Origin of the sequence: Pseudomonas arcuscaelestis, assembly GCF_016881005.1 — a bacterium.
GTDB classification, from domain to species: Bacteria; Pseudomonadota; Gammaproteobacteria; order Pseudomonadales; family Pseudomonadaceae; genus Aquipseudomonas; species Aquipseudomonas arcuscaelestis.
In genome coordinates this window covers 63,204-87,848 of sequence record NZ_JACOPV010000015.1, presented here as the reverse complement: position 1 = coordinate 87,848, position 24,645 = coordinate 63,204, and the positions used below count along the sequence as shown (strand labels likewise).

The 24,645-nt window shown below is 57.7% G+C and carries 18 protein-coding genes and 1 pseudogene; 4 read left to right on the top strand and 15 right to left on the bottom strand.

Annotation, left to right across the window (positions count from 1 at the left end; translation table 11 throughout):
- Positions 1-32: 32 nt before the first annotated feature.
- From H8F21_RS22315 to H8F21_RS22305, 3 genes are all read right to left on the bottom strand, one after another.
- Positions 33-1,217, bottom strand: a complete 1,185-nt coding sequence (locus H8F21_RS22315; protein ID WP_203585352.1) for an MFS transporter — start codon at positions 1,215-1,217, stop codon at positions 33-35.
- Positions 1,218-1,646: 429 nt separating this feature from the next.
- On the bottom strand, positions 1,647-2,294 hold the full coding sequence (locus tag H8F21_RS22310) for a hypothetical protein (RefSeq protein ID WP_203479418.1): 648 nt from the start codon (positions 2,292-2,294) through the stop codon (positions 1,647-1,649).
- 195 nt (positions 2,295-2,489) lie between these two features.
- Positions 2,490-3,266, bottom strand: coding sequence for a phytanoyl-CoA dioxygenase family protein (locus H8F21_RS22305; protein WP_203479417.1), 777 nt, complete (start codon positions 3,264-3,266; stop codon positions 2,490-2,492).
- Between the two features lie 217 nt (positions 3,267-3,483).
- Here H8F21_RS22305 and H8F21_RS22300 point away from each other — a divergent pair, with 217 nt between their 5' ends.
- The 4 genes and pseudogenes from H8F21_RS22300 to H8F21_RS22285 all read left to right on the top strand — a co-directional run.
- On the top strand, positions 3,484-4,011 hold the full coding sequence (locus tag H8F21_RS22300; RefSeq protein ID WP_203479416.1) for a sigma-70 family RNA polymerase sigma factor: 528 nt from the start codon (positions 3,484-3,486) through the stop codon (positions 4,009-4,011).
- Positions 4,008-4,949, top strand: coding sequence for a FecR domain-containing protein (locus tag H8F21_RS22295; protein WP_203585351.1), 942 nt, complete (start codon positions 4,008-4,010; stop codon positions 4,947-4,949). Before H8F21_RS22300 ends, H8F21_RS22295 begins: the two co-directional genes overlap by 4 nt.
- Before the next feature lie 84 nt (positions 4,950-5,033).
- Positions 5,034-7,472 (top strand): TonB-dependent siderophore receptor, encoded by a 2,439-nt coding sequence (locus H8F21_RS22290; RefSeq protein WP_203479414.1) that lies wholly within the window; start codon positions 5,034-5,036, stop codon positions 7,470-7,472.
- Positions 7,473-7,637: 165 nt separating this feature from the next.
- Positions 7,638-8,552 (top strand): annotated as a pseudogene (locus H8F21_RS22285) (transposase); the annotation flags it as partial.
- 279 nt (positions 8,553-8,831) lie between these two features.
- On the opposite strand, the gene H8F21_RS22280 reads toward H8F21_RS22285, so the two are convergent.
- From H8F21_RS22280 to H8F21_RS22225, 12 genes are all read right to left on the bottom strand, one after another.
- Positions 8,832-9,605 (bottom strand): hypothetical protein, encoded by a 774-nt coding sequence (locus H8F21_RS22280; protein ID WP_203585350.1) that lies wholly within the window; start codon positions 9,603-9,605, stop codon positions 8,832-8,834.
- Positions 9,606-9,671: 66 nt separating this feature from the next.
- On the bottom strand, positions 9,672-11,879 hold the full coding sequence (locus H8F21_RS22275; RefSeq protein WP_203585349.1) for a hypothetical protein: 2,208 nt from the start codon (positions 11,877-11,879) through the stop codon (positions 9,672-9,674).
- A 23-nt stretch (positions 11,880-11,902) separates the two neighbouring features.
- Positions 11,903-13,546 carry a phage terminase large subunit gene (gene terL, locus H8F21_RS22270; RefSeq protein WP_203585348.1) on the bottom strand — a complete coding sequence of 548 codons (1,644 nt, stop codon included), beginning with the start codon at positions 13,544-13,546 and terminating at the stop codon, positions 11,903-11,905.
- The gene (locus H8F21_RS22265) at positions 13,536-13,874 is read right to left on the bottom strand and encodes a hypothetical protein (protein WP_203585347.1); all 339 of its coding nucleotides are present in this window, start codon (positions 13,872-13,874) and stop codon (positions 13,536-13,538) included. The genes terL and H8F21_RS22265 overlap by 11 nt, the downstream gene beginning before the upstream one ends.
- Before the next feature lies 1 nt (position 13,875).
- The gene (locus H8F21_RS22260; RefSeq protein ID WP_203585346.1) at positions 13,876-16,443 is read right to left on the bottom strand and encodes a hypothetical protein; all 2,568 of its coding nucleotides are present in this window, start codon (positions 16,441-16,443) and stop codon (positions 13,876-13,878) included.
- Between the two features lie 66 nt (positions 16,444-16,509).
- Entirely contained in the window at positions 16,510-16,881 is a 372-nt protein-coding gene (locus H8F21_RS22255) for a hypothetical protein (RefSeq protein WP_203585345.1), read from the bottom strand.
- A gap of 35 nt (positions 16,882-16,916) precedes the next feature.
- The gene (locus tag H8F21_RS22250) at positions 16,917-18,848 is read right to left on the bottom strand and encodes a hypothetical protein (protein WP_203585344.1); all 1,932 of its coding nucleotides are present in this window, start codon (positions 18,846-18,848) and stop codon (positions 16,917-16,919) included.
- Positions 18,845-20,860: a hypothetical protein gene (locus H8F21_RS22245; RefSeq protein ID WP_203585343.1), complete on the bottom strand. Its 2,016-nt coding sequence runs from the start codon at positions 20,858-20,860 to the stop codon at positions 18,845-18,847. The genes H8F21_RS22250 and H8F21_RS22245 overlap by 4 nt, the downstream gene beginning before the upstream one ends.
- Positions 20,860-21,366: a hypothetical protein gene (locus tag H8F21_RS22240; RefSeq protein WP_203585342.1), complete on the bottom strand. Its 507-nt coding sequence runs from the start codon at positions 21,364-21,366 to the stop codon at positions 20,860-20,862. The genes H8F21_RS22245 and H8F21_RS22240 overlap by 1 nt, the downstream gene beginning before the upstream one ends.
- The gene (locus H8F21_RS22235) at positions 21,356-21,814 is read right to left on the bottom strand and encodes a GNAT family N-acetyltransferase (protein ID WP_203585341.1); all 459 of its coding nucleotides are present in this window, start codon (positions 21,812-21,814) and stop codon (positions 21,356-21,358) included. The genes H8F21_RS22240 and H8F21_RS22235 overlap by 11 nt, the downstream gene beginning before the upstream one ends.
- Positions 21,815-21,819: 5 nt before the next feature.
- Positions 21,820-23,985, bottom strand: coding sequence for a phage tail protein (locus tag H8F21_RS22230; protein WP_203585340.1), 2,166 nt, complete (start codon positions 23,983-23,985; stop codon positions 21,820-21,822).
- Complete coding sequence (locus tag H8F21_RS22225; RefSeq protein ID WP_236043168.1) at positions 23,985-24,581, bottom strand: phage connector family protein; 597 nt, start codon at positions 24,579-24,581, stop codon at positions 23,985-23,987. The genes H8F21_RS22230 and H8F21_RS22225 overlap by 1 nt, the downstream gene beginning before the upstream one ends.
- Positions 24,582-24,645: the final 64 nt, after the last annotated feature.

Sequence of the window (24,645 nt, the reverse complement as noted above, 5' to 3'; positions counted from 1 at the left end):
AGGCGGCGCAGCGAACCAACATGCTCCAATTGCTAAGGGGCAAGCTTGCGAACGATCGGAATCAGCGCCAAAGCGATCACCGCTACTGCGGATGCCACGTAGCCTAGATATTCAACCCCAAGGCTCGGAATTGTCATACCCCCAACAATGGCACCGATACCAATGCCTGCGTTAGCTGCCGATACGTTGGTGGTGCCCGCCAGTGCCTGAGAGTGGGAAACCGAACTCATGACTCGCACCTGGCTTACCGGATAAAGAGCAGTATTGGCGATTCCCCAAAGGCCAAGAGCAGCGCAGAAGATCAGTCCTGCATGTGCGAGTGGCGCAATGGCGGCCATACCAATGCTGAGCAATACCAAAAAGAGCGCAGTGGCCTTGATTGGGGATTTGTCGACGGCCTTACCACCGATCCAGTTACCGACCAGGCCAATTGCGCCAAATGCCATCAGCCACCATCCGACATTCTCTGGCGCCACACCTGCAACTCGCTCAAGAACATCGGCCAGGTAAGTGTAAGCGGTGAACATGGCTGTAAAGACCACCACCGAAAGGAACACATTCGCAAGGAAATAGGGCTCTTTGAAGATGCGTGCTTGCTTGAAAAAATCCACCTTCGCAGTACGAGCGACAGTGGGCATGTACACCGACATCGCAATCGCCATGATCAGCGACAAACCTGCCAGCAACCAAAACGCACCTCTCCAGCCAATCGCATTCGACACAACTGTGCCCACTGGAATACCGAACAGCATTGCCGCCGAGATGCCCAGGTACACTTTCGAGATAGCTTGGCCAGATCGCTGTGGGCCCGCCAGCTGTCCAGCCGTTTCACTGGCCGTTCCCCAGAAAACCGGTAGCGCTAAAGCAGGCACCACACGGGCGACTGCAAGGAGCCAAAAGCTGTCGGATACGGCCGCTAGGGCGTTTGCTGCGGCGAAGATCAACAGGATCGAGATGAATAATTTTTTCCGATCAAGATGAGAAAGCGCAGCCGTCAGGGGTGGGCCAAAGATCATTACTGTGAAGGCAAATAGGGTAACCAACTGCCCTGCTACAGAGATTGAGATACCAAGGTCTCTGGCAAGGGCAGGCAGCAAGCCCACGATCAGAAACTCGGTCGTTACGATGAGAAAGGCCGAAGAGGCCAAGATGGCTATGCTCAGCCCAACCCCCTTCGTGGAAGAAGCGGCTTGGGTAATGGATTCATAGGCAGACATATGCAGGTGCTCAGGTTGGTATGCCTGTCAGTCTATTGGTAATTAATTTTCCTATTTTTGGCAGTTTTTCATTGCACTAGTGACAATTTTTCAGGAATGACGGCGCTTGGTGTCATTTGAGTGGAGCAATGGGCGGATCGTGTTCGAATTGGCTTTTAGATGGGTGTTTCTGGCAAATAGCTCTTAGTTAGGACAGCGATCGGACCATTGCTGCACTTCGCCAATGGCTGCTTCCGACTCAAAGCTGCCCACCGGTTGAGTCCATGCAGCCAAAAGTGGCTAGTCAGCAATGGTCGCGTTCTCCAGCTTCGCTACCCTCGCTGAGGAAAAGCACGCTGCAAAGCAGCCTCAGCTGTCTTTCACGAAATCCTGCTTCGTCCTCCCGCGAACACTCTGCTCAGGGTGTTTCATTGATTGCGCTGATGATTACTATCGTACGGCTTGCCTGTTTGGTGGCTTCAGGTAAGCAACTGGTGCAATAAGCACTACGGAAATGTCGTACCTTACATAGCCACGTCTCATTGTTTTATAGATATTACAGCGCATTTTCCCCTCTCCCCGAGGAGGAATTACTTTAATAACTTCATATCCTCTGTCCCGCCCCCTGGATGCATCTAAGCTCGACGGCGCAGAAACCAGCTCTCCCGTCTCAATCCTGGAAATCACAAGATCCTTCGGTGTAGTTAAGCGCGACCTTAGCCTTGCTTCATAATACAAACCCTTGAGTCCCCGGGCACTCAGAGTCACACACATATCATCCCACTGCGTCTTGAGCGTTTTGCCATCCTTCTTGGGGGGCCACCGCACAAAGCCACCCTCAATAGACCAGACTTCTTTTTTTAGCAAATTTTCACCTTCTGGTCGAAGTCCAGGGGTGTCCGCAGCGAAAACATAGTTAGCCATCGGTGGGAAAGCTGCGGATAATAAACGCGGGTTGATGTTGGCGAGACTCTGTTTTACATACGCCTCTGTATACCATCGAGCCTCGACAAATACTCTGTCTTTGTTGTTCTCCGCGTAGGCTCCATTGAGGACGGCCAAGGAAAAAACGGTTGTAGCAAACACACCGAAGTTCATGTGAGATCCTTTCTGGCTTTGATCTGAGCCGGCCGATATGTAGACAACCGTACGCCAGCAGCAGTTGAGTGAAATTTCCGCAGATTACAGACGCAGTTCCAAGTTCGTCTCGACCGATTTTTGTCTGTCATAACAGGCCGCTCTGGGGCGTTTTCTGCCTTGGGTGACGGGCAGAAAACGACCCATAGCTGACGCTCAGAAATCCACAATCCGTCTCTCTAAAGTGTCTTGGTGAAAGGCTAAAAGATCTTCTCGCGTCGATAGGGACAATGTTTCGTTAGCTTGGTAACGAAGAGTAGATGAACACACACCAAACTGGATAACGATAACGTCTCGTTCCTGCTCACTACGATTAGGTGAACCGCCGTGCAGAGTGCCTGAGTGCAGTGCCAGGCAAGCACCGGGCACTACTTCAGGGCAAAACGCGGCGTCTATAGGGGTGTCGATTTGAATGTGGGAACCAGGAACTACTGCTGTGCCGCCATTGCGAGCAGACATGAACTGAAGCGGTATCAGTAACCGCAAAGTGCGCCCATCATGGCTGGCGAAGTATTTATTTTCAGCGTCCCGATGCCACCCAATGGCGGGACCTATCTCGCTGGGTTTGCGTGTGAGATTGCAGAAGTGAAAGCGCAGATCGCTGGGTGCACACTCGAGTAGTTCGGCGACGCAGGTCCAGATGGACTGCTGGGAGAGTAGTCGCGCAAAACGGGAGTCCAGAGCGAGGAGGTCGCCGATGATGAAGGGCTCGAGCTTCCATCGATCTGGTTCAATGTCTGGATTGCGCTGTGGATGTTGCCGGCTAACGTCGCTAATGGCGACTCCAACAGACAATGCTGTCGGCTCACTGCCCCGATAGCGATCAACCAGATCGGTGACCAGCTCTCGTGTAAACGCCAGTTCTTGTTCACAAATGAGTCTGGGTATTACTGAATATCCATGGGAGGCAAATTTCACAGTCCTTGTGTTCAAAGCAGGCTCCGGTTGCAAGATAGCCGATGTCTCAGGTAGCGCGAGCCTACGGATGTGAAGGTGAGTCGTCCATCTCTGTCTGCTTTTGGCTGTGGATTCAACCGGTCGATGCAACACAACTAAATTCTCCTGAAGCGATCAGTACGGATTGCAAAGATCCGGGCTTTTCTTATAATCGCGATTAATTCACATTCACATCTAGAGCAGGAAGCACTCGGTGTCCTACGCGCACCCTCCCACCACCTTCCATCGCGAAGCGGTTCATGACCTCTACCGGGATCATGCACAGTGGTTACACAGCTGGATCCGCAGACGCCTTGGCGACAATGATCGGGCCGCTGATATTACGCAGGACACGTTCGTACGCCTGATTAGCAGTGCAATCAGGCAGGCACCACGTGAACCACGTAGCTACCTCGCTACTGTGGCCAGGCGTGTGATGATCGACCAACTGCGTAGGCGAAACCTGGAGCAGGCGTACCTGGATTTCCTGGCTCGCCAACCGGCACTGGAGGAGTGTTCCCCCGAAGAGCGCCTGCTCATGCTGGAAACACTCATGCAACTGGATGCCATGCTTGACGGGCTCGGCAACAAGGCGCGCCAGGCTTTTTTATACGTGCAACTCGATGGCTTGACCTATCAGCAGGTGGCCGAGCAACTCGGCATCTCGGTGAGCTCCGTCACGAAGTACATGGCAAAGGCCACCGAGCATTGCCTGCTGTTCGCTTTTGACGCGCAGTTGTGAACCCAGCCAGTCAACGCCAGGCCTTGAAAGAGGCAGCCCAATGGCACGCGAGGCTTTGCGGCAACCCACGTTGCGCAGTTTCCCAGGCACAATGGCAAGCATGGTGTGACGCGGATACCGTGAATGGCTGGGCCTGGATACAGCTGGAGCAGCTCCAGACAAGCTTTCATGGTGTATCCGGCCCCTTGGCACGGCATGCGCTTGCAGCAGGTGCGATCGAACCTGCGCGGCGCAACGTGCTCAAGGGGCTTATGCTCGCGCTCGGCGCCTCCGGGGTTGCCTGGACAGGCTATCGCAATGCCCCCATATGGCTCGCCGATACGCGGACGGAAACGGGCGAGCGTCGTCGGATCACCTTGGACGATGGCACGCGTTTGTCACTCAATACACGCTCTGCGGTAGACATCCAGTACAACACCGAGCAGCGCCTGATTACGCTGCGGGAGGGGGAGATCTTTGTCGAGACGGCAGCCGATCCACGTCCAATGTGGGTCCGCAGCCCCCATGGTGCCATGCGTCCACTGGGTACCCGCTTCGATGTACGACTGTTTCCAGACCACACCAAGTTGGTGGTAGTCGAGCACGCTGTCGAAGTGCGCAACGCTGCGACCCGCCAAGCGGTCAAGGTGAATGCGGGGATGAGCCTGGCCTTCGATAACGGTGTCCTGCCCGAGCCCAGCATCGCCGACCTGGGGATGACCGAGTGGAATATGGGCCGTCTGGTTTTCGATGGTTGGCGTCTCGACCGAGCACTCGCCGAGCTTCAACGCTATCGCCCCGGCTTTCTGCGGTGCAGCGACGATATTGCAGGCTTGCGCCTCTCCGGGGTTTATCCGCTGGACGATAGCGATAGCGTCCTGGCCGCCATCGCACAGGCATTGAAGCTGAAAATCGAGACCCGCACGCGCTACTGGGTAACGCTCACATCGCTCGGATAAAAAATCTGCCGACCATTGTCGGTTTGGCTTCTCTCGTACGAGCTCTTTTACAAAACGCCCTTCCCGGCATTGAAAGGAGCCGTCATGCCGCGCATCGTACACCGCCCCAAAGCACGTCGCACACTCATTACTCCCCTGCTGCTGGGCGGGGCAATGTCAATCCATGCGGGGTTGCTGTACCCCTTGTTCTCACCTGCTGCATCGGCTCATGCCGAACAGGCTGTGCGCGAATACAATATTCCCTCCGGGCCGCTCGGGCCGGCACTCAACAGGTTCGCCAAGGAAGCCGGCGTGTTGCTGTCGTTCAACGCGACACTGACGCAAGGGCTCGAAACAGATGGGTTGAGAGGGCGGCTCAGCGTCGAGCAAGGGTTTGCGCGACTCTTGGCTGACCATTCGCTACACGTACTGCGCATTGAAAACCGTTATGTGCTGACCACCCATGTCGAGTCCGATTCAGCGATGCAGCTGGACGCGACCAGCATTAACGGACAAGGCTTGGGCACGACCACTGAAGGCACCGGTTCCTACACAACTGGCCTCACCAGTACCGCAACCCGGTTGGGACTCTCGCCGCGAGAAACGCCCCAGTCCGTCAGTGTCGTCACGCGCCAGCAGATGGACGACCAGAACATGCAGTCGCTGGAAGACGTTGCCAAGGCCGCGACGGGCATCAGCACGGTCAAAGGGTTCGGCACAGAGCGCCCGCTGTACTACTCACGCGGGTTTCAGGTCGACGACCTGCAGTTCGATGGCCTGCCGAGCAGTGTCACCGAAAGTTTCTCAATGGACGTCATGTCCGTGAACAACATGGCCATCTACGACCGGGTGGAAATCGTCCGGGGCGCAAACGGCCTGATGCAAGGGGCAGGTAACCCGTCTGCGGCGATCAACATGGTGCGCAAGCGACCTACGCGTGATTACCAGCTCAAGGCGGAAATCGGCGCAGGCTCGTGGGACAACTACCGCACCCAGCTCGATGTCGGCGGCCCGCTGAATGCTGAGGGCACTCTGCGTGGCCGCACGGTGCTGATGTACAACACGAAAAACAGCTACCAGGACTACGCTGGCAAGGACAACCAGCTGTTCTACGCCATCGGCGAAGCAGACCTGAGCGACGCGACCACGGTCGCGGTGGGTGCATCCTTCCAGCAGGACAACAACAATGGCTACGACTGGGGTGGTTTGCCCACCCACCTGGACGGTAGCTCGTACAACTTCTCGCGCGCGAAATCGTTCGCCGGCAATTGGGCCTACCTGGACAAGACCAACCGCAACGTCTTCGCCGATATCAAGCACCGCTTCAACGAAGACTGGAACCTCACCGTCGCTACCAACTTGATCTGGTCCAACGCCGACTTTCTCGCACAAGTTGGCTATCACACCAACGAGACGGATTCGACGATGCGGTATTGGCCGAACAGCGCCCGTTACGATGACGAACAGGTCAACCTCGACGCGGCGCTCAACGGCGCATTCACCCTGCTGGGGCGCAAGCATGAAGTGGTGATAGGGACCAACATGCGCCGCGACAGGCTGCAGTACGTCACTGGCTCAGCCAGTGTGAATCCTACAGTCGACATCTTGGACTTCGACACCTCGAAGTTCCCCAAGCCGCAGATAGTGGGCAACCTGACGCACAGCCGACATGTGCGTAAGGACAAGGGGGTCTACGTCGCCACGCGCCTCAATCCGATGGACGATCTGCACGTCATTCTCGGCAGCCGCTTGAGCTGGGTCGACTATGACACCCAAGGTCCGTGGGAAACCGATCGGTTCAAGGAAAATCGCAAGGTCATTCCCTACGGCGGTATCGTCTACGATCTCACGGACAACACCTCGGTCTACGCCAGCTATACCGAGATCTACAAGATGCAAAGCAACTACAGTGTCGACAACAAATTGCTGGAGCCGACGACCGGCAGCAACTACGAGGTCGGCGTGAAGAGCGAGCTGCTCGATGGTCGCTTGAATACCGCCCTCGCGCTGTTCCAGGTGGATCAGACCGGCCTACCACAGGTGGTGCCCGAGGCAGGGCGCGTGTGCGGGCCCTCGCGCGATGCGCGGTGCTACACCAAGGGTGCCAAGGTGCGAAACCGCGGGTTCGATGCAGAGGTTTCAGGTGAATTGATGCCCGGTTGGAATGCGTCGATGGGCTACACCTACAGTCATCCGCAATACGTCGCCGGTAGCAGCAAGGGCGACACCTATGGCACTGAGAACTCGCCACAGCGACTGTTCAAGGCCGCCACCACCTATCAACTGCCCGGCGGGTTCGATCAATGGCGAGTGGGTGCCAACCTCTACCATCAGAGCAAGTTGTACCTGAATGATATTTCCCAGAGCGCCTACAACCTGGTGGACTTGAACACCAACTTCCGGATTGACCAGAACCTGAGCGTTCAACTGAACCTCAACAACATTTTCGACGAGAAGTACTACACCGCGATTTTCAGTCAGAACACTGGCAACTATTACGGTGAACCCCGCAACTTTGCCGTTACGCTGCGCTATGAGAACTAGTCTCTAGCCGGACGTTTCAGAGCGCTCTGAATCGCCCCCCTTGGCAGATACCGTCCAAGGGGCGGCTGTTGGCTTTTAGCCGATCTAAACCAACGGCCGCTTTGGTCCAGGCTGTGTGAAAAGACCTGCGATTGTCTAACCTTCTGATCGTCGGGATCGTAGCGGATCTATGGCTATCTCAATCGGGTTCAGTCCAGCCACCGGCTTGAGCGCGAGACACAGCGCAATGTCGAGCTGATGTGGCTAACGGGCCGGTTAGCTCCCGACTCCAAAACGATTGCCGACTTTCGCCGAGACAACGGTAAAGCCATTCGCTGCGTCTGCCGACAATTCGTAATGCTTTGCCGCAACCTCAATCTTTTCTTCCAGTCGATCGTCGCCATCGACGGTAGCAAATTCAAAGCCGTGAATACCCGCGACCGCAACTTCACCCAGGGCAAGATCAAGGCGCGCATGCAGCAGATCGAGCAGAGCATTGATCGCTATCTTGCGGCGATGGAGTCGGCGGATCGGACAGTGCCGGAAGTGGCCGAAGCCAAGACTGAGCGGTTGAAAGACAAAATCGAAAAGCTGAAACAGCAGATGACGAAGCTTGAGGACATTGAAGCGCAGCTTCACGCCAGCCCAGATCAGCAAATCTCTTTTACCGATCCTGATGCACGCTCAATGGCCACGAGTGGCCGAGGTACTGGCAAGGTTGGCTACAACGTACAGACAGCAGTCGATGACAAACATCATCTGATCATTACCCATGAAGTCACCAATGTTGGCAATGTCCGAACGCAGTTGAGCAATATGGCGAACCAGGCACGCGAAGAAATCGGTACTGAGTCGCTGACAGTGGTAGCCGATCGAGGCTATTACAAAGGTCCGGAAACTCTTGCTTGCGAGCAGGCCGGGATCACAATTTTTGTACCGAAGGCGCTAACATCAAGCAGCAAAGCGAAAGGCCGATTCGGCAAGCAGGACTTTATCTACATCGCTGCATCGGATGAATACCGATGCCCTGCGGATCAGCTATTTAGCCACAGGCATTCTTCGGTGGAAGACGGCATGTTGCTGCACTCCTACTGGTTCTCTGGAGGAACGCTACCCCTTTATCGGCTGGTAGCTGTCGGATTCCGACGCAACGCCATAACGAAAAAACCCGCCAAAAGGCGGGTTTTACGGGGGTTCCAGAGATTTTGGTAGCCTTCGCTGGAACCTGAACTGGTGCCGGAGACAGGAACCGTACCAATGGCTTGAAAGCCTTTATCCATTGGTCGTTATCACTTGCAGCGCCAGCAAATGTACTTACCACTGTACTTTTAAAGCTTCGCTGGCGCCTTCTCTCCGCTGATTGAAGATCACTCTACCCCATCAATTGACGATGAAGAAGTCGACGGAGACTTCTCGGTCAGGGGCTTCATTAAGCGTGACCTCGAATGAGCCAAGAGCGGGAGTGATCTGGGCGCTGTTAGCTGTTGCCCCTTTCGTGGTGACGTTCCCAAACACATGCGAGGAAGCCTTCGCAAGCGAGTTGGTCACGACAACAGAGGTCTGACCAGGGCTGAATTTTATACGGCCAGCCGATTTGTTGATCGTCACAGGGCCAGCAGTAGCTGCTGACTCGCTGTCGATGAAGATCCTTTTGAATGACATGCTTGGCGACCCGAGCGAGGTCTTACCGTTTGTAAGAGGCTTGATGTCTCCATTGAAGGAAGCCTCGTCCATGGTCAACACAAACCCGTACTTTCTCCCGCTGTCATCCCAGACATCGCCATCGGTATCCATGGGGGGAGCGTACTGGAGGTACAACCCTTGAGTGTTCAGCGCCAGCCAGTAGGCGCTTTTGGTTTTCTCGTAGAGCCGGTGGACGCCGTCGGCATAGTCCATGTTAACGGCGAGGTTCATCTCAAAAGAACCGAGAGCACCAACCGAACCTTTTACCGACTGGCCCGACCGTTGAAACTCAATGTAATTCGGAAACGTCGAAAGACTTGTTGCAACAGGACCAGGCTTGGCGCGCAGCATCGATATAGGTGGCTTCTCAAATGCAACGACATCTATAGACGAAGCTTTTATATCGTCAGCATTAACAAACGTTGATGCCAACAAGGAGACTGCAAAAGAAACCAAAGAAATACGTTTCATAATTATCCTTTAAGCCTTGAACCACTTGAAATATCAAGCACTTCCATATCAACAAAAAGCGGATGGTTAGGTGACTCCGAAGTCGGTCCGCTCCCAGGCTGAGCCGTTGTAGACGAACCGCGCGTTTGTCGATGCCGTGTAGTTGACCCCCAGCACCTGGACAGCGCTTGCCCCGCTGGCCCCTGCAAGCCTGATCACGTCAACAATATCGCCAATGCTTCCGGAGGCTGGCAGCACGACTGCCCGCGTTGCCGTCAAAGGGACCTTGAAGATTACGATGGTGTAGGCGTTCGGCTGCAGCGTTACCCCTGTGTCACCTGGATAGATAGTCGAATGGACCTCTTTCCCGTTGATGAACAGGGTACTGCTTCGCGCCGAAATGCTGCTGTAACCAGACACGATGCTGTTCAAGACAAGCTCGTTATCCGCGATATCAACACCACCAGAATTGACCAGGTCGACTGGCGTGGTTACCGCGTTGAACTTGACATTCTGGCGAAGTCTACCACGCGCAGTACTACCAATGACTCCGCCTCCCATTGACGCACCGCCGATCCTCAGCCAGGTATCCGCACTGCGAATTTCACCATGCACGTTATGGTCGAAGTTTTTCGCGGCAAGGATTTGCGTTACAGCCACAAGCGGGTTGGATGCGAGGAAGACCAAAGACTCCTTCACAAGGTCGTTCATAACCGAGACATCAAGTTTTGCGCCGTCTCCCCGGAAGTCGACCAGAACTTGCTGAACGTTCCTGCAGCGCACTTCACCGGTAATCCCCACGTGAGGTGGTGTTGCTGGTGCAGCAGAGGGAGCATCAATGCCAATAGCCGCGCCGCGGTACGCATTCTCCACGTCGATATCAAGCACGCAGCCTTTGGTTGGGTAGTTAACGAAGTACGCATAAGGTCCGGTGCAGCTGAATCCGTGAGACACGCCTTTCGCCCGAACACGAAACCGCACATTCTCGAAAGGAAGCAAGCTGGTATCCAAAGCTTGCAAGCTGCACGCGCTCCCACCATCAACAGATCCGGCTCCCTTGTCGATGAAGGGAAGATCTTTACAGGTCGCTTCGATGTAGATATTCCTACCGCCATGAACAACAGACACACCGTTCGTACCTGACCCAAGCGTCGTCGTGATGAAGCCTTCGATCTGCGGGAACCCGATAATAAAAAAGTTCTCAACACATACCAGGTTGAATACGTCGTTGCCGTTTGCGGACGTGGTTTGGAACTTCGCCAGGGGGCTCGCAACAATCCCAGCAAAGTTGTAGTTCCGGAACGACGCCGATGGAACATCGCCAGTTCGAAAAGGGTATTTCACTGGACCGTTGTCATACACACCAGGGCCAACCTTGAGGCACACACGGTTGGCGAACATGTACGCCTCGATGGCGGCAAACTCAACGTTGTTGAAACCTGACGCGAGAGGTAGCCCCCAGAAAGAAGCGTCAATCATCCCATCGTGCGTCAGATCCCGAACCCATCCACCCAAGCGCATGCCGCCATCGTCAGGACCGGCTGCAGGGTTGTACGTTACCCACCCCTTGCCTTTCCCGTCCCCGGGCAGATAGTTGTTGATGAAGCCTCGATCACCAATAAATCGCCCCGGGGTGGCGCGAAGCTCGGCAACATCATTGAACTGCAGTGGCTGGCGACCAACGAGGGCAGAGCCAAGCAAAGGGTCCGATGTGTTGGCAAGATCCTGAACTGCGTTGACCGAACCATAAGGGCCCATCAACAGGATGTTGGCGGCGTTGTTAAGCGGCCCCTGGCCGGTGGCCAAAACCTCGGTGACAAAGTCGACAACATCCTTCCAGTTCGTCGCCGAAGTTGCGACCCTGTTGGACGAAGCAAGGTTAGCGATCCCGTTGCCCTTGGCGCGATACTGGCCGGCGCCATCGATGTCGAACTGCCCGAGGCGCAACGAACGGTCCGAGTAGCGCATCAGTTGCTTGAGTGCCTGCCAGATTCGGTCGTAGTCGTTGTTTACGGTTTTAGCCAGGAAGTCGCCATTCTCCTGGTAGTCGTTCAGGCGCTCGAACGGAACTTCCAAAGTCAGCAGAATCTGGACGCTGACTGCTGGAGCTATGGAGAACGTCACCGAGCTGGTGGGGTTCCCGACGCCGGACTGGGTGTACCCGGACGTAAGCTTGGTCCCATCAACGTAAACCGCCAGGTCGGAAGCTTGAATCACCAGGAAAGGGACGGTGAAGATGGTAGTAACGCCGTTGCCGACGTAGCGTTGCTCGGTTGGTCCTGCTGGAACTGCCATGGTTGCCCCCTGGTGCTGGCGGGCTAGTAATCGACTTGCACCTCGTGCACGCCCGCATTGGTGCGCCAATGGTCCTGCCGGACCTCTGTCGGTTTCCCGACTATTCGGCCAATGCGTACGGGGGTTTGAGCGATGGCGCCGGCGCCGGAATCGAGGTAGTCGTCGTCCTGATCGGTGAGCGCTGGGTTGAAGTCGCGCATCTGGTCCCACAGTGGGCCACGCAGCACGCTGACATGCGCCCACAGGAACCGAGCCGACAGGGGCGACTCCAGGGCATCGAGGATGCGTTTCTGTTTGTTGGTGCTGCTGTGTTCCTCTCCTACCCCGCAGCCGGTACCTTTGAGCGCTTGCCGCAGGATCGTGGGCACGAAGCCGCCCGGGCCGTTGGTCTCAACCACAACGCGGGTAATCTGGTACTTGATGACCAGGTCACGCACCTGCTTGACCTGGCCGCCTGTGATTTTCTCGGTGCGCTCGTCGAACTCGGCGATCTCGCCTTCCAGCCCCACGCACACCTGCCAATAGAGCTGGCCTCGGGCGTCGGTAAGGATCAGCGAGAACGCCGAGGCGTCCGACTTCACCTTGCCGAGTGAGCAATCCCAGTAAGCCGCAGCACCGACAATCTGGATGTTCCCCAGCCACATGGCGCACTCGCCGTTGGCATAGCGGATCTCTGGCTCGATGTCGTAAGGAATCATGCGGGCCGGATCGAGACGAACCTCGGTCACCGGCTTGCTGTGCAGCTGGTACTGGCTATCCCATTCGTTGATCGTCCGCGTCTTGCGGCGCCGCTTCTGCAGCTCCTTCATGTCGAAGCGTTCAGGCCAGGCGCTGCCAGCGTAGAAGTCGACCAGTCCGCCCGGCGGCTCCTTGAATAGAATCCCCTTACCGGTCTTCGTTAGCTGGTAGTCCTTGCCTGGCTCCAGCACACGAGCCAGCTTGCCGATGCCGAAGAAAACCACCTCTGGCACGAATGGCAGGTCGTAGGTGCTGTGCTTGGCGTCCTCAACCCTGTGCTCTTGCGCGAACATCTTGATGGTGAGGCAGTCAGCGCCCATCGCCTCCATCTCGTCGTAGAGGCTGTCGTGCGTGTGCGGCGTTCCTATATAGAGCTGACTCCCGCCCGGTACCAGAATGTGCGTCTGCTCGCCCAACCGGTACCGAAGTTTCTCCCGAGCCTCTGGGGTCTGGATGTTCTTTGGCACTTCCACGTCGTCGTTCTGGCACTCGTCGGCGCGGGCCGAAGTGACGTTCGACAGGATGCCGCGCGCGTACATGGACGAGTTCCGGAAGTCCGCAGCGCCTTCAACCCACCACTGCTCGACCTGGCCCTTGTTGGGCGGCAGCATGTGGCGGGTCAACGGGTGACTGCGGATTACGTTCTGCGTATCACGACTGGTCTTGTACGCGGTACCGTCCGACTCGGACTGGTGGAGAATCCGGAATGTGGGGTCGCGGTAGTACTTCCAAGCGTTGTAGATAGCCAGGATCGTGGACTTGCCGAAGCCGCGAAAGCAACGCAGCACGGCCAGTTCGCCCTTGGTTTCCAGCCACAGCACAGCCCTGATATGGATATCAGGGACTGCCCACTTCCGGCGCTTGGCCCAGATCAGGAAGAAGACTAGGAAGCTGACTTTCTCGACGGGCTTCTCAGGCTCAGTGGACATTCCCGCTCTTCTGCATCCGTTCGATGATGGCCTGTGCTTCACGCTCCGCTGCCGCAATCTCGCCGTCGAGTTCGTCAATCTCTGAGCCTGCATCCGGCGCTGGCTTCTGGCGGTTCAGGATGCCGGCTATGTTCACCGTCTTGAGCAACAGCGTCATGGTCGCCGCGGCGTTCTTCTTGCACCAATACCGATCACCGCGTTCCTGCTGGGTCAGCTCGCCCGGCTTCTTGTCGGCGCCTGGCCAGTTGTGCGGGTCAATCTCATTGATGACAACTTCACCAAGACGCTCGGTCAGCGCCTGCAACCTTACGATCTGATCATCACGCATATCAGCGCTCCCCTACTGCTGCGCCCATGGACGGTGCGCGGTCTGGCGACATCTCGCCCGGTTCCCACCAAAACTCTTGGCCAAAGTCCTTTCTTGCGCGCTGGCGCATCCGACGCATGTAGCCTGGGGAGAAGTACTCCTGCAGTTGGTGAAAGATCATGTGATCGGTCGCGGCCTTGGTGTACCAGAGGTTCGCGGCTGGGGTATGGCTCTTTACCAGTCGCACCAGGTTGCCCCCTGTGCTGTCGACATTGCCGTCAGCCGCGGTGCCCTTGAGCTTGAAGATGGATTCGATATCGCCAGCAATAGGGCCGCCAATAGCCGCCAAGCCAGACTGCCCGCCCTGAGTCTGATCACTGAACAGAAAGTCGCCGTAAAGGCCTAGGGATCCACCCTTGAGGAAGGCGGCAGCACCGAAGCGCAGGCCAGGAACACCAAGCGCACCATCGTCCAGGATGTTCTTGGGGTCACGGCCGCTGGCCACCTCGTTCAACTGAATGGCCATAGCGCCCAGCACCGTGGTACTGGCCATCAACGAAGCCAGATAACCAGCTTTGCCCCAGCCTGTTTCCTGAGCCATGGCGCGATTGAAGTGCCGCATCATCATGGCGATCGAGAAAGATTTGAACTGCCAGAAGCTGCGCTGCAGCTCACCGCCCCAGGTCCCACGCTGCACACCACCATGCATGAACGCCTTTTCCCGGGCGCCTGGCTCGATGATCGCCATGTTGGTTTCATCCAGAACGGTACCCAGCAGCTTGGTGGCTGCCTGGTCCTTGAGACGCTGCGGCGTAGTCTTGAGCTGCTTGGCCAGGCCGGTGAGCTGGGCATCAGGGATGCGGTAGATGCTGCCGGCGGTCAGCACCTCATCGCCAGCGCCGCGCCAGTCCTCGGGCTGAGCCAGCCGCCAGACGGACCAATCAGCATCGGTCACACCCATGGCTTGCAGGCGCTTGGCGTCACCGGCATCCATGCTGGCGAAGTCCTGGAAGCGCCGGGTCATGCTGCCGATGGTGTCCATCATGGTGGCGCCGAATGCGCGTTGAGCGCCGGCCGTCATGGCGTTCATTCCAGAAACCTGCATTACCTTGCTGGCAGCGGCTTGGGAGAACTTGGCGATTCGCCCTGATATCGCCTCAGTGGTGCCCAGGCCGTCAGCTCCCCACCGATTAAGGCTGCCGATCATCTGGTTCAGGCCCAAGCCTGCGCGCTGTGCAAAGCGCCGGTCTGTGGCGTTGGCCGGATTCATCATGCGCAGCTCGTTGGCAAACACCTGCATAACCGGCATGCCGTTGATGGAAGCAGTAAGCCCAAGCGTCCCCTGATCGGTGACAGAGGTAATGACCGCCGAGCCAAGACGACTGGCCACGTTGAGGGCGCGGTAGGTATCAAAGCCATTGGCGATGGCTGCGGAGGCTGGCGGCTCGCGGGTACCGGCCACTTCCTCGTACAAGCTTTCTATGCGTTTGCGTTGCTTCTCGACAGACTCGCGGGCCTTCTCGCCCTTCTTGCCTGGCACGGTCAAGGCCTTGTCCATCTGCGCTTTCTGCCCGGCTTCCAAGAAATAGCGCATCTGGTGGTTAGGGTTGGGCCCCAGGTTCTCGACCAAGGAGATATCGCGGGCTGCTCGATCAATGTGACCAATCAGCAGCTCGAGCAGGTTCTTATCGCCGTAGGCCTGCTGGGCGGCAATGAAGCTTTCGGCATCCTTGTAGTGGATCTGGCGCGACTCGCTGCCCCGGTTGGCGCGCATTCCGTTGCCGGAGACAGCACCAGGCTCAAGCTTGTTCACGCCGCCAGTAGCCAACGTTTCCCAGGCATGCCCAAGGAAGTCGGTCAGTTGCTGGTCATTCATCGGCGTGCCGTCTTCGTTCAGGTACTTGCCACGGTTCGCCCATTTCAGGTGATCGCTGACCCACGTAGCCTGATCGCGGGCAACCTTAACCTGCGAGTGATCGCGCGGCATGGCCCAGTCATCAAGCTTGCCAACGTCGCCACCGGCACGGTTGAAGCGAAGGCGCAGCTGCTCAGTGACGTCTTGGAACGACTTGGCCGCAGCCTTGGCCGCAGCGTTGCCGGAGTCTTCGCCGTGCAGCTCTTTCACCAGCGCCAAGTTGCCAGCGCGGTCCTGGAATAAGCCCATGAACTTGCCCTTGGTAGCGTCGATGACATCGATCATGCGACTTAGGGAATCATCACGGATGGCGCGGGTTGCAGATTCGATGGAAAGGATGCCGCTCTTGCCGTCGCTGGAGAACGCCAGCAGACGGTCGAGGCCTTCGAGTGGCTGTTCTGGAAAGCGCTGCATGTAGCTCTGCACCCGGTCATGCGCAAGGATGGTCAGGGCAACACGCTTCTTCTTGAGGTCAGCTTCGGCCACCAGGTCTTGGGCAGACTTGCGGGCGGCTTCGGTCAACCGGTCGACGGCAGATTTGGATTGCCACTGCGGGTCAGTCTGCGCCAGCTGCTTCATGTTCTGGCGTACCCGGTTTTCGATGCCTTGGATTTCCTGCTGGTTAAGCGTGCGGCCAATCGCCTGCGTGACGGCCTGGATACATTCTGGGCGCATTAGCTTGCTCCTTGGGGAATGGAGCAAGCCTATGGCTTGGAGATAGACGGTTTCCCGACTATTTGGCTACTGCGAGACGCAGTTGTTGCCGCGCCAGTTCCAACTTGTGATGACCCCGTCGGCGATCTCAAATGTTGTTACGCAAGAGAGCTGGACGTTCATGGCTGGAGTACCACCGTACGAGTTGGTGTAAGCCGTGTTTCCGTAGTACGTGGTTTGGTAAGTGGGAGCAGTACCTGGCAGGTACATGTTTCCACCAGACGAGTAAACCAAGAAGCGGTGGCCACCCGTATCGTACGCCTGTTGAGGTGGGCCCCAACTCTGGATCAACGCCAGTTCACTGGAACCGACCCAGCTTTGTAGAACAGCCTCATATTTCCCTGTTGTAGCGCACCCTGATAAAACCAGCGACAGCATCGCCAGCGAAAGCCATTTCATTGTTATTCCTTATGTAGTGATGGCAGATTGCGCATTCAACCCAAACCACGCTGGAGAAAGCAAGCTGCCGCTGCAGCAAAACCACGCGCATCCTGCTGAGCGGCCTTAATTTCGTCGTCGGCCTGCGCCAGCAGTTCGCGGGCAGAGACGGTGACCGGACGGCCCTCGTCATCAAGCGCGCCGGTAGGAAGCCGCATATCATCCATTCGAGCCATGATCTCGTCAGCCAGCTGGATGGTTGGGTCGGAATCGGCCTGGCTGGGGCTGGCCAGATCGGCAGGATCACGCTCCGGTGTCAAAGGTTTCGATCCGGATGTAACGCTTTCTGCCTGTTTTGTCGCGGCTCCAGCCGGTTCTGTAACGCTATCTTGAGTTTTCGTAACGGCCTTGGGTGTGCCGATATCCAGCCCAACCGGCTCAGCTCGAGGCGCCAGCGCATCCTGCTCCGCGATCAAGCGGGCAATCTCCTGGCGGGCAACAGCAGCCAAGTTCATCCGGGCATTACCCTGGGTCACACCGGAAGCCAGAGGCTTGCGCTCGAAGCCCTGCATGATCTGGTCAGCCCGTTCCTCTATGCGCGGCTGCAAACGCTCCGGGGTTTCCCCGCGGGCCAATGCGGCGAGCTCCCCCCGAGCGAGCTCCCCAGTTCGATTCCCGTTTAGGGAACCTTCCAGAGCTGCAACACGATCCGTCAGCTCTTGACGCTCCTGCTCTATCGCCTTACGTGCTGCAGTCTCGGCACCTTTACGGCCCATGCCTTCGTCTTGGAACTCCTTTGCTCGAGCACGGAATGTTTCATCTAGCCCTTCAAGGCTGCGGGACACAGCTGCAAGCTCGGTTCTAACATCGGCCACGTTCGGCAATACACCAACCGCTTCCTGCTCCAGCTCGGCACGAACGATTGGTTCCAGATCCTGGCGAGCAGTGGTAATGGCTTCCTCGCGGGTGGGCGCCTTGGGCGCTGGGGGCTCGTTCCCACGAAGAAAGTCGGCGCTATGAATGCTCTCCGGTACCGCCACAGGCTCGCCGCGACTGAGCTGGCCAATAGCGGTGCGCAACGCCTCCTGATGAGACATAGCCGACCGAGGGTCAACCGGGGCGCCAGGTGCAGCATCAACATCGAAGTGCTGGGTAGTACGCTCAGTGAGGGCGGCATCGACCTGGTCAGTAGTTGGCTTGCGCATACTGGCCCGACCGATGCCGAAGAAGGCAGCGCCAAGAATGGCATCAGTGGCGATGGCGGTACCATCCATCATGCGGTACTGCGCGGCCTGGGTGGTGTAACCACCTTTCTCCAGAACCTCAGCAGTGAGGCCGCGACCAGCCATGCCAAGCCCAACGTTTGCCCCGACAGAGATTGCGGCATCGCCCAGCACTGGACCAACGAACCGTGCAACCGGCAGGATGGCGCCAATCCCAACGGTTCCCGCATCGATCGCGCCCTTGAGAGTTGCCGTTGTCTCGTCGATGCCCTCGGCCATGGCCACCTGTTTGCCGCTGTAGCCCGCAGGCGCACCAGCAGCAACCGCAGCGCCAAGAGGGCCACCGGCAACTGCCCCAGCCACAGTACGCGGCAAGATAGCGGCAGCCTCTCCAAGGATCTGACCAACAACCCCAACCTCGGTGAGATCGGGGCGCAGGTTCATTACCGACTTGGCCGTTTCCTCGCCAATGCGCCGAGCCTCACCCTCGCCGAACTCCTGCTGCGCTTCGACCTGGCCACCTTCGAACTCGGGGAAATAGCCTGCGCCAATCGACAAGTCTGATTCGATAGCAGCGCTACCAAGCTGCATGGCCGTGGTCTGAATCGTACGCCCCGCCTCGATGGCACCACGAAGCAGCCCAGGACCAACTGCACCAAGGGCGCCAGTGAAGGCGCCCGGTGCAAGTTTCTCGGTGGTTCGGTCGTACAGCTGATCCTGACTGGCCACCTCACCCGCATCGACCATTTCATTGAGCCAGCTCATTTAACCCTCACAATCATCGGTTCGTTGGTCTTGGGATCAACCTGGATGCGGTCCGCGTTCATGAGGTAATAGATCCCCTCCTTGCCCGGTACCGGCTCAAGCGGCATATCCTCAAGCTGGCCGATGGGGAACTCGGTTCGCTTGGAAAGGCCTTCCAGTTCAATGTCCACGACCTTGTTGAAGACATGGTCAGTCATTCCATAAGGCTTGATGACCTTGTGACTGGCTCGCTCGGCGATGCCGCCTGTGGCCATTTCAACAGCCTTGTCAGCTGTTTTGCTATCAGGGTCATCGCCTGTCTCGTATCCTTTCCCGGTGGCCATTGCGGTACTGGCGTACAGAGCCTTGAATCCCAGATACGCCTGTTCGCGCTGTTGTGAACCAGGGGTCAGTGATAGACCGACTCGCTCGTCAAATGCGGCAGCCAATTTCGTTTCTTCCGGCATAGGCACAGATTTGTCAGCCAGGATCTTTTGTCCCTGAAGGAGCATTTTGGGAACATCTGTTCCATCTGGCCCCTTGTAACCCTTGAACGTCGCGAAACCCGCCAGCACGGTGACAGGCTGATCAGCAACCAGCGGTTTGATGGATGCCGCGTAATCCGCACCTGTTGGAGCGGACTGGGCCAGGGTGCTGAAAATCGTCAGCTTGGTGCTGTCGTCTGCCTGCGCAAGTACTGCCGCTAGCATGGCCTGTTCGCCCGGTTTCCAAGGGTTGCGCGCTACCTGCGGACCATATGCACTGCGCACCGAGTTCACGATGTCGTACCGCTGGCCAAGCTGCTCTGCCAGCTTTACTTGACCCTCAGGCGTGGCAATGCCGCTGATATCCAGCGGCTCTACGTCTTGCCCGGTGCGCATGGCGTTAAAGGTCAGCGGGTCTTCGCGCATCATCTTGATGTTGTTGTCGACGGCAGTCTGTAGACGGTTCAGGTTGCTGATCGATGCGGGCGACCCGCCAGTCTCTGCCATCTGCCGGCGCTTGCTGTCCAGGTACTGCTGCTGCTCGAGCATTGGCTTGCGAAGTAGGTCCTGCACTTCGTTCATTTCCTGGACGCGGGTGTTGTACTCGCCAGCCATTGAGGTGCCCGCCAAGCTTTCGCGCCAGCGTTGCTGCTCAGCCACCGTGGGTGGAATGCCGGTAGCCGCCTGCCGGTCCATCTGGGCTAGCACGCGCTCGGCCTTCATTTCCCGCATTTCCCCTTGGCGTTGCTGGTGTTCCTTCACCTGGTAGATACGGCCGGTGACGGTATTCAGCAGCTGGTTGCGCTTCTCCGGATCAAGCTTTCCAGCATAGAAGCCGTCAGCTGCGGTGAGGTCGTGCTCGATCTGCTGCAGGTTGCCCAACCCATCACGCGCCGCAACCACCCGCTGAGTGGCCTGGGTGGTCCAGTTCGCATCCTTGGCTTCCTGTTTCCTCGACGCCCACATGTCGCCAAAGGCAAGACGTCCGGCCATATCCACGTCTTCGCTATCAAGGCGGGCGTTGAGCTTGCTGATATCGGCGCCGGGCATGGCTGCCTCTTTGCCTATCAGATCCAAGCGGGTGGCAAGATCGCCCTTGGCAGCATCGGCACGGGCACCAATTGCCAATTTTCGAATGCCGTCCTGGCCTTGCAGTTGCAGGCGTTGCTGGGCCAGACCCATACCTTCACGGGCTGCATCGTCCAGCCCATCCATTTTCAGCGGCTCAAGCTTCGATACGGCGCTTGTGTAGGCTTCTTCAAGCTTGTCATGGCCCAGCGTGCCAAGCCGCACTTGCTCGGCCAGGTCGTTGTTGATGGTGCTGATCTGTGTTTCGCGCTCGAACAGCGCGTTGCTCGCCCTCACTCGGGCAAGGGCTTGGTCTTCCCTCTGCTTGTTGTCCAGCACGTTCATGGCCGTGCGTTGAACCGCATCAGCTACCTGCTGGGCACCGCGCGACTGCAAGCTAGGGTCCATAGTGATGACACGGTTTTGCTGCGCATCAGGCAGCACACGGGCAACGCTTGGGCCAATTGGAATGGTTGCCATCAGCCGTTACCCCCTGCTTGCGACACAGTCCCGTTGCGACCTGCAGCGCTGGCCTTCCACATGCCAACCTGTGCACCAGCGTTGAGGACGCTACCAATGGCCTGCGAATTGGCAGCAGAACGCTGCTGCTTGCCGTACAGAGACATATTGGAAGCATCGGTGTATCCGCGCTTCCGCTGGTTCTCACCATTGAGGATGGTCATTACGGCATCTTCCTCGGCGTTGCCGTAGATCTCTTCGTTGATGTTGAGGGCGGTGCCCTCGCCAACGTCTACGCCTGAAGCGGCTAAAGCGGCCCTGGCCTCTCCAGACTGATTGCGTGCCATCTTGCGGATTCGGTCGGCCTGCACCTTGGCTGCGCTTGCCGCGTTGTCTGCGTCGATCTGCGCTTGCTCCGACTGGGCGTCAGCATTCAGCTGCGCTTGCTTTCCCTGCTGAACCGTTGAGTACACAGAAAAGGCGGTAGAAGCCGCCATGGCCGCCAAGGCCGCGGTTTCAATTCCCATGGCTTACCTCCATCTGGAAAAGAGGGCCCACGTAGTTGAAGCCCATGTGCTTGTACAGCCTGGACGTGCCTTCGACGTTCATGCCGGTGGTGATGCCCATCCGGATCTCCTTGGCGCCCTTGGCCTTGGCCCAGTTTTGGAAGGCCAGAATGAGCTTAAGAGCCGTTAGGCCCTGGCGCTTGGTTGGCTCGATGAACAACGAGTAATCGAAGGCGATCAAGTCGTCACTGAACCACTGTTCGGTGATGGCCCCGGCGAAGCCCCCTATAACCTCGCCCCCTACCTCGGCTATGAATACAACGCCAAGGCCATCAATCAACTGGCCAAGCAGGGTAGATACCTTCTCGGGATTAAACCCGACGCTGGCATAGCTGCTGGTTGCGTGGAGCAGCTGGCCAAGCTCGACCAACCGCGGGATATCGTCATGCTTTGCTGCACGGATCATCATGCACCTCAGTCGTTAATGGTCATCTTCTTGATGACGCTGAGCAGATGGAATGGGAGCGGCTGGTCTTGGATGATCTCTAGGGAGGCTTCGCCGCGCTCCCACCCCAGATTCTCCAGGCGCTTTACGCCGCTGTAGTTTGGTGGTGGCTGATCAAGCACATCCTCACCAAGGTTCCGGAAGCTGATGGTTTGCTGATAACCGCCTGATCCCTTGATCTTGCATCCGGTCGTATTCAGGAAACGCAGCGTGATTTCACCAATGCGCATGCTGTTGCCCTGGGCGGTACCGGTGCTGCCCTGAACCTCTGGAGTCAGGGTCTTAACGCGCGTCACGAATGCCAGACCGATCTGCACGCTCTTGGCTTTGCGGGGCAAAGTTATCTGCCCCCCAGTAACCACCTGCTGCTGCATGGGGACGCCGTCGGCGACGACATCTACAGTCTTGCCCTCCAGGTGGCCAAGGCCAGTCCATATGGTTTGGCCGCCAACGCTGGAGGCTGCAATGCCGTCATCGACCTGGCATCCCTCGACGAAGCGCTCGATGTGCCGAACCGTCTGGCCGTTGATCACCCGGCGAACAACTGCCCATATCTGATCGCCGCCCTCAACAGGAATGGTGGCCACCGATTCGTAAGCCCCATCCGTGGTCTGGCGGGCCCAGCCAATAACGTCCTGATCTCGATCGACAGTCATCGTGGCTAACACGCCATCGGTACGAGGCATGAAAAGGATGCTTTCAGGCTCCTGCTGATACGCCATGGAGACGATGCCAGACTCGGTGATGTGCTCGGAAAGCACCGACATATCCGGGGAGCCGTAAGCGTCGGAGTCGTACTTGTAGGCCATAGCCCGCAGCTTGCGGCCGGCGCGCTGCACGAAGTAGAGCTCGTTACCGATCCGCACCGGGCGAACCCGGTTACATCCATACACCGACTGGTTCTTCACCTGGATGTTGGTCGGGGTGATGGGCTTCTCGATGCCGCCTGTGATGGTGAACTCACCGCCGTAGGTCAGCGCCACCAGGGTCTTGACCTGCGCAAGGTGCAGGATGGGGTTGATCTGATCAGAAGAAACGGTGAAGGACGTGGCGTCGTCATCCTTGGTGCCAAGTTCAAAGTTAAGCGACTCGCCGGTCTTGGACGACCAGACGGTCTGCGGGAAATTCGGCGAGCCAGCGGCATGCAAGCGCTGCTCAAACAGCGTTCCTGTCCCGGGGTATCCGTCGGTATCGTTCCAAACACTTGATTCAAGCGACCAGGAGTTTGCCGGCGCAGCCGTTACAGACGTTGCCGCTACGATGATCTTGGCCGACACAACCTTGGCGTTGGTGAAAATAGTGATTTCCATCAGGCCACTGTTGATCTTGACCAGCTTGCCCACATCACCAGAACGCCACCCGTCATCAGTCAGCGTCATGGTGATAGTCGAACCAACTGGGCTTGAAGCGCTAAGCGTGTTTGGCGTCTGCGGGCTGCCCTTGAGTGACCAGGTGGGGTTAGCCACTCCAGGGAATGCGTTCAAAATTTCCACCGTGACCACGGTTGGACTGGTAAAGGCCGTGACCTTGGCCACGCCAGGGCCTGCCCACACTTCGCGACCAACATCGCCAGCCAGGAAGGCCGGCGCCGATGAGGTCAGCGTGCGTCCGGTACCGACCGTCGCGTCACTCAGGGTCATGCTGGTGGTGAAGTCGATGCCACGCTCGTCGAAGGGCTTGGTCACGAAAGGGGCTACGGCCAAGCTCCACTGGGTATTGGTAATGCGGCGCAGGCGATTGATCGGAACTCCGTTGTGAAAGATGAACATGGTGTCTGCACCCTGCACATACTCGAACTGGGTAAGCATCGCCACGCTGTAAGGGCTTGCCAGCTCAACGCCGGAGTAAGTTCCGTCCGGAAACCAAATGCGCACGTACAGATCGCCAAACTCGCAGATGTAGGCCTGCTGAGTGTTGAACACGTAAGGAATCAGCACCGACTGGCGGTCTGGGTACTTGGCAGCACCGCTGTGCAGTGAGCCATAGCGGCGCATTGCGCCACCGTGCACCACCGGCCAACAGTTCTCCATGATCATCGCGCCGTTCTGATAGCGCGCGATATCGACACGGCCATACATGCGAGGCGAGAGCTCGCCGGCAGTGAAGTTGGTTTGAATCAGGGAGAAGCGCGCCATCAGCGAATCCCCCAACCATTGCCGAAGCGGGATGCCAGCAGGTGTTCATTGCCCAGCATTTGTGGCGGATCTTCCTGTCCATCCACAGCCTTGGCCTGGCGCAACAGGCTTTGAAACTCAGCCTTGCGGCTGTCGCGCTCTGAGGTCGACTGCGTCACCGGATAGGCCAGAACCGCCACCATGGCGCAAGTCATCAGGTCGATGAGGTGGGTATCCCAAGTGGATTCGTTTTCGTTGCGGAACACGTAGCGCAGCTCGAGCACTGACGTGTCAGCAAGGATTCGCCGGGCTTCGACCAGGTAATCAATCTGCATATCCTTGGTCCCGACCTCGAGCACGCGGATGCAGTCAGCCGGCAGTTCGAACGCAGACGGATAGCCGAACGCCGGCGCCTCAGCGAGAGGGGCCAGCACAATGCGCTTGATGCAGCAGTTCCATGGGTGAGCACGCAGCACGCTATCGCGCTGGAAGGGGTAGAGGTTCGCGCACAGCTTGGCCCGGTCAAGGTTGTTCTGGTCGGCGAAGTCGTTGATGGTCTGCGCGCCGAGCATCAGCAACGCGTTGGAGCAGATCGAAACACCGGTTGCCATTGCCATGCCTTGTGTCTCCGGAAAAAAGACCGGGGCCATTAGGCCCCGGCAAGTGAAACGCCATCCATGG

Bases quoted from the DNA above. Each gene is read 5' to 3' on its own strand.
- H8F21_RS22315 (WP_203585352.1), bottom strand. From the start codon at position 1,217: ATGTCTGCCTATGAATCCATTACCCAAGCCGCTTCTTCCACGAAGGGG.
- H8F21_RS22310 (WP_203479418.1), bottom strand. From the start codon at position 2,294: ATGAACTTCGGTGTGTTTGCTACAACCGTTTTTTCCTTGGCCGTCCTC.
- H8F21_RS22290 (WP_203479414.1), top strand. From the start codon at position 5,034: ATGCCGCGCATCGTACACCGCCCCAAAGCACGTCGCACACTCATTACT.
- H8F21_RS22280 (WP_203585350.1), bottom strand. From the start codon at position 9,605: ATGAAACGTATTTCTTTGGTTTCTTTTGCAGTCTCCTTGTTGGCATCA.
- H8F21_RS22275 (WP_203585349.1), bottom strand. From the start codon at position 11,879: ATGGCAGTTCCAGCAGGACCAACCGAGCAACGCTACGTCGGCAACGGC.
- terL (WP_203585348.1), bottom strand. From the start codon at position 13,546: ATGTCCACTGAGCCTGAGAAGCCCGTCGAGAAAGTCAGCTTCCTAGTC.
- H8F21_RS22265 (WP_203585347.1), bottom strand. From the start codon at position 13,874: ATGCGTGATGATCAGATCGTAAGGTTGCAGGCGCTGACCGAGCGTCTT.
- H8F21_RS22260 (WP_203585346.1), bottom strand. From the start codon at position 16,443: ATGCGCCCAGAATGTATCCAGGCCGTCACGCAGGCGATTGGCCGCACG.
- H8F21_RS22255 (WP_203585345.1), bottom strand. From the start codon at position 16,881: ATGAAATGGCTTTCGCTGGCGATGCTGTCGCTGGTTTTATCAGGGTGC.
- H8F21_RS22250 (WP_203585344.1), bottom strand. From the start codon at position 18,848: ATGAGCTGGCTCAATGAAATGGTCGATGCGGGTGAGGTGGCCAGTCAG.
- H8F21_RS22245 (WP_203585343.1), bottom strand. From the start codon at position 20,860: ATGGCAACCATTCCAATTGGCCCAAGCGTTGCCCGTGTGCTGCCTGAT.
- H8F21_RS22240 (WP_203585342.1), bottom strand. From the start codon at position 21,366: ATGGGAATTGAAACCGCGGCCTTGGCGGCCATGGCGGCTTCTACCGCC.
- H8F21_RS22235 (WP_203585341.1), bottom strand. From the start codon at position 21,814: ATGATGATCCGTGCAGCAAAGCATGACGATATCCCGCGGTTGGTCGAG.
- H8F21_RS22230 (WP_203585340.1), bottom strand. From the start codon at position 23,985: ATGGCGCGCTTCTCCCTGATTCAAACCAACTTCACTGCCGGCGAGCTC.
- H8F21_RS22225 (WP_236043168.1), bottom strand. From the start codon at position 24,581: ATGGCAATGGCAACCGGTGTTTCGATCTGCTCCAACGCGTTGCTGATG.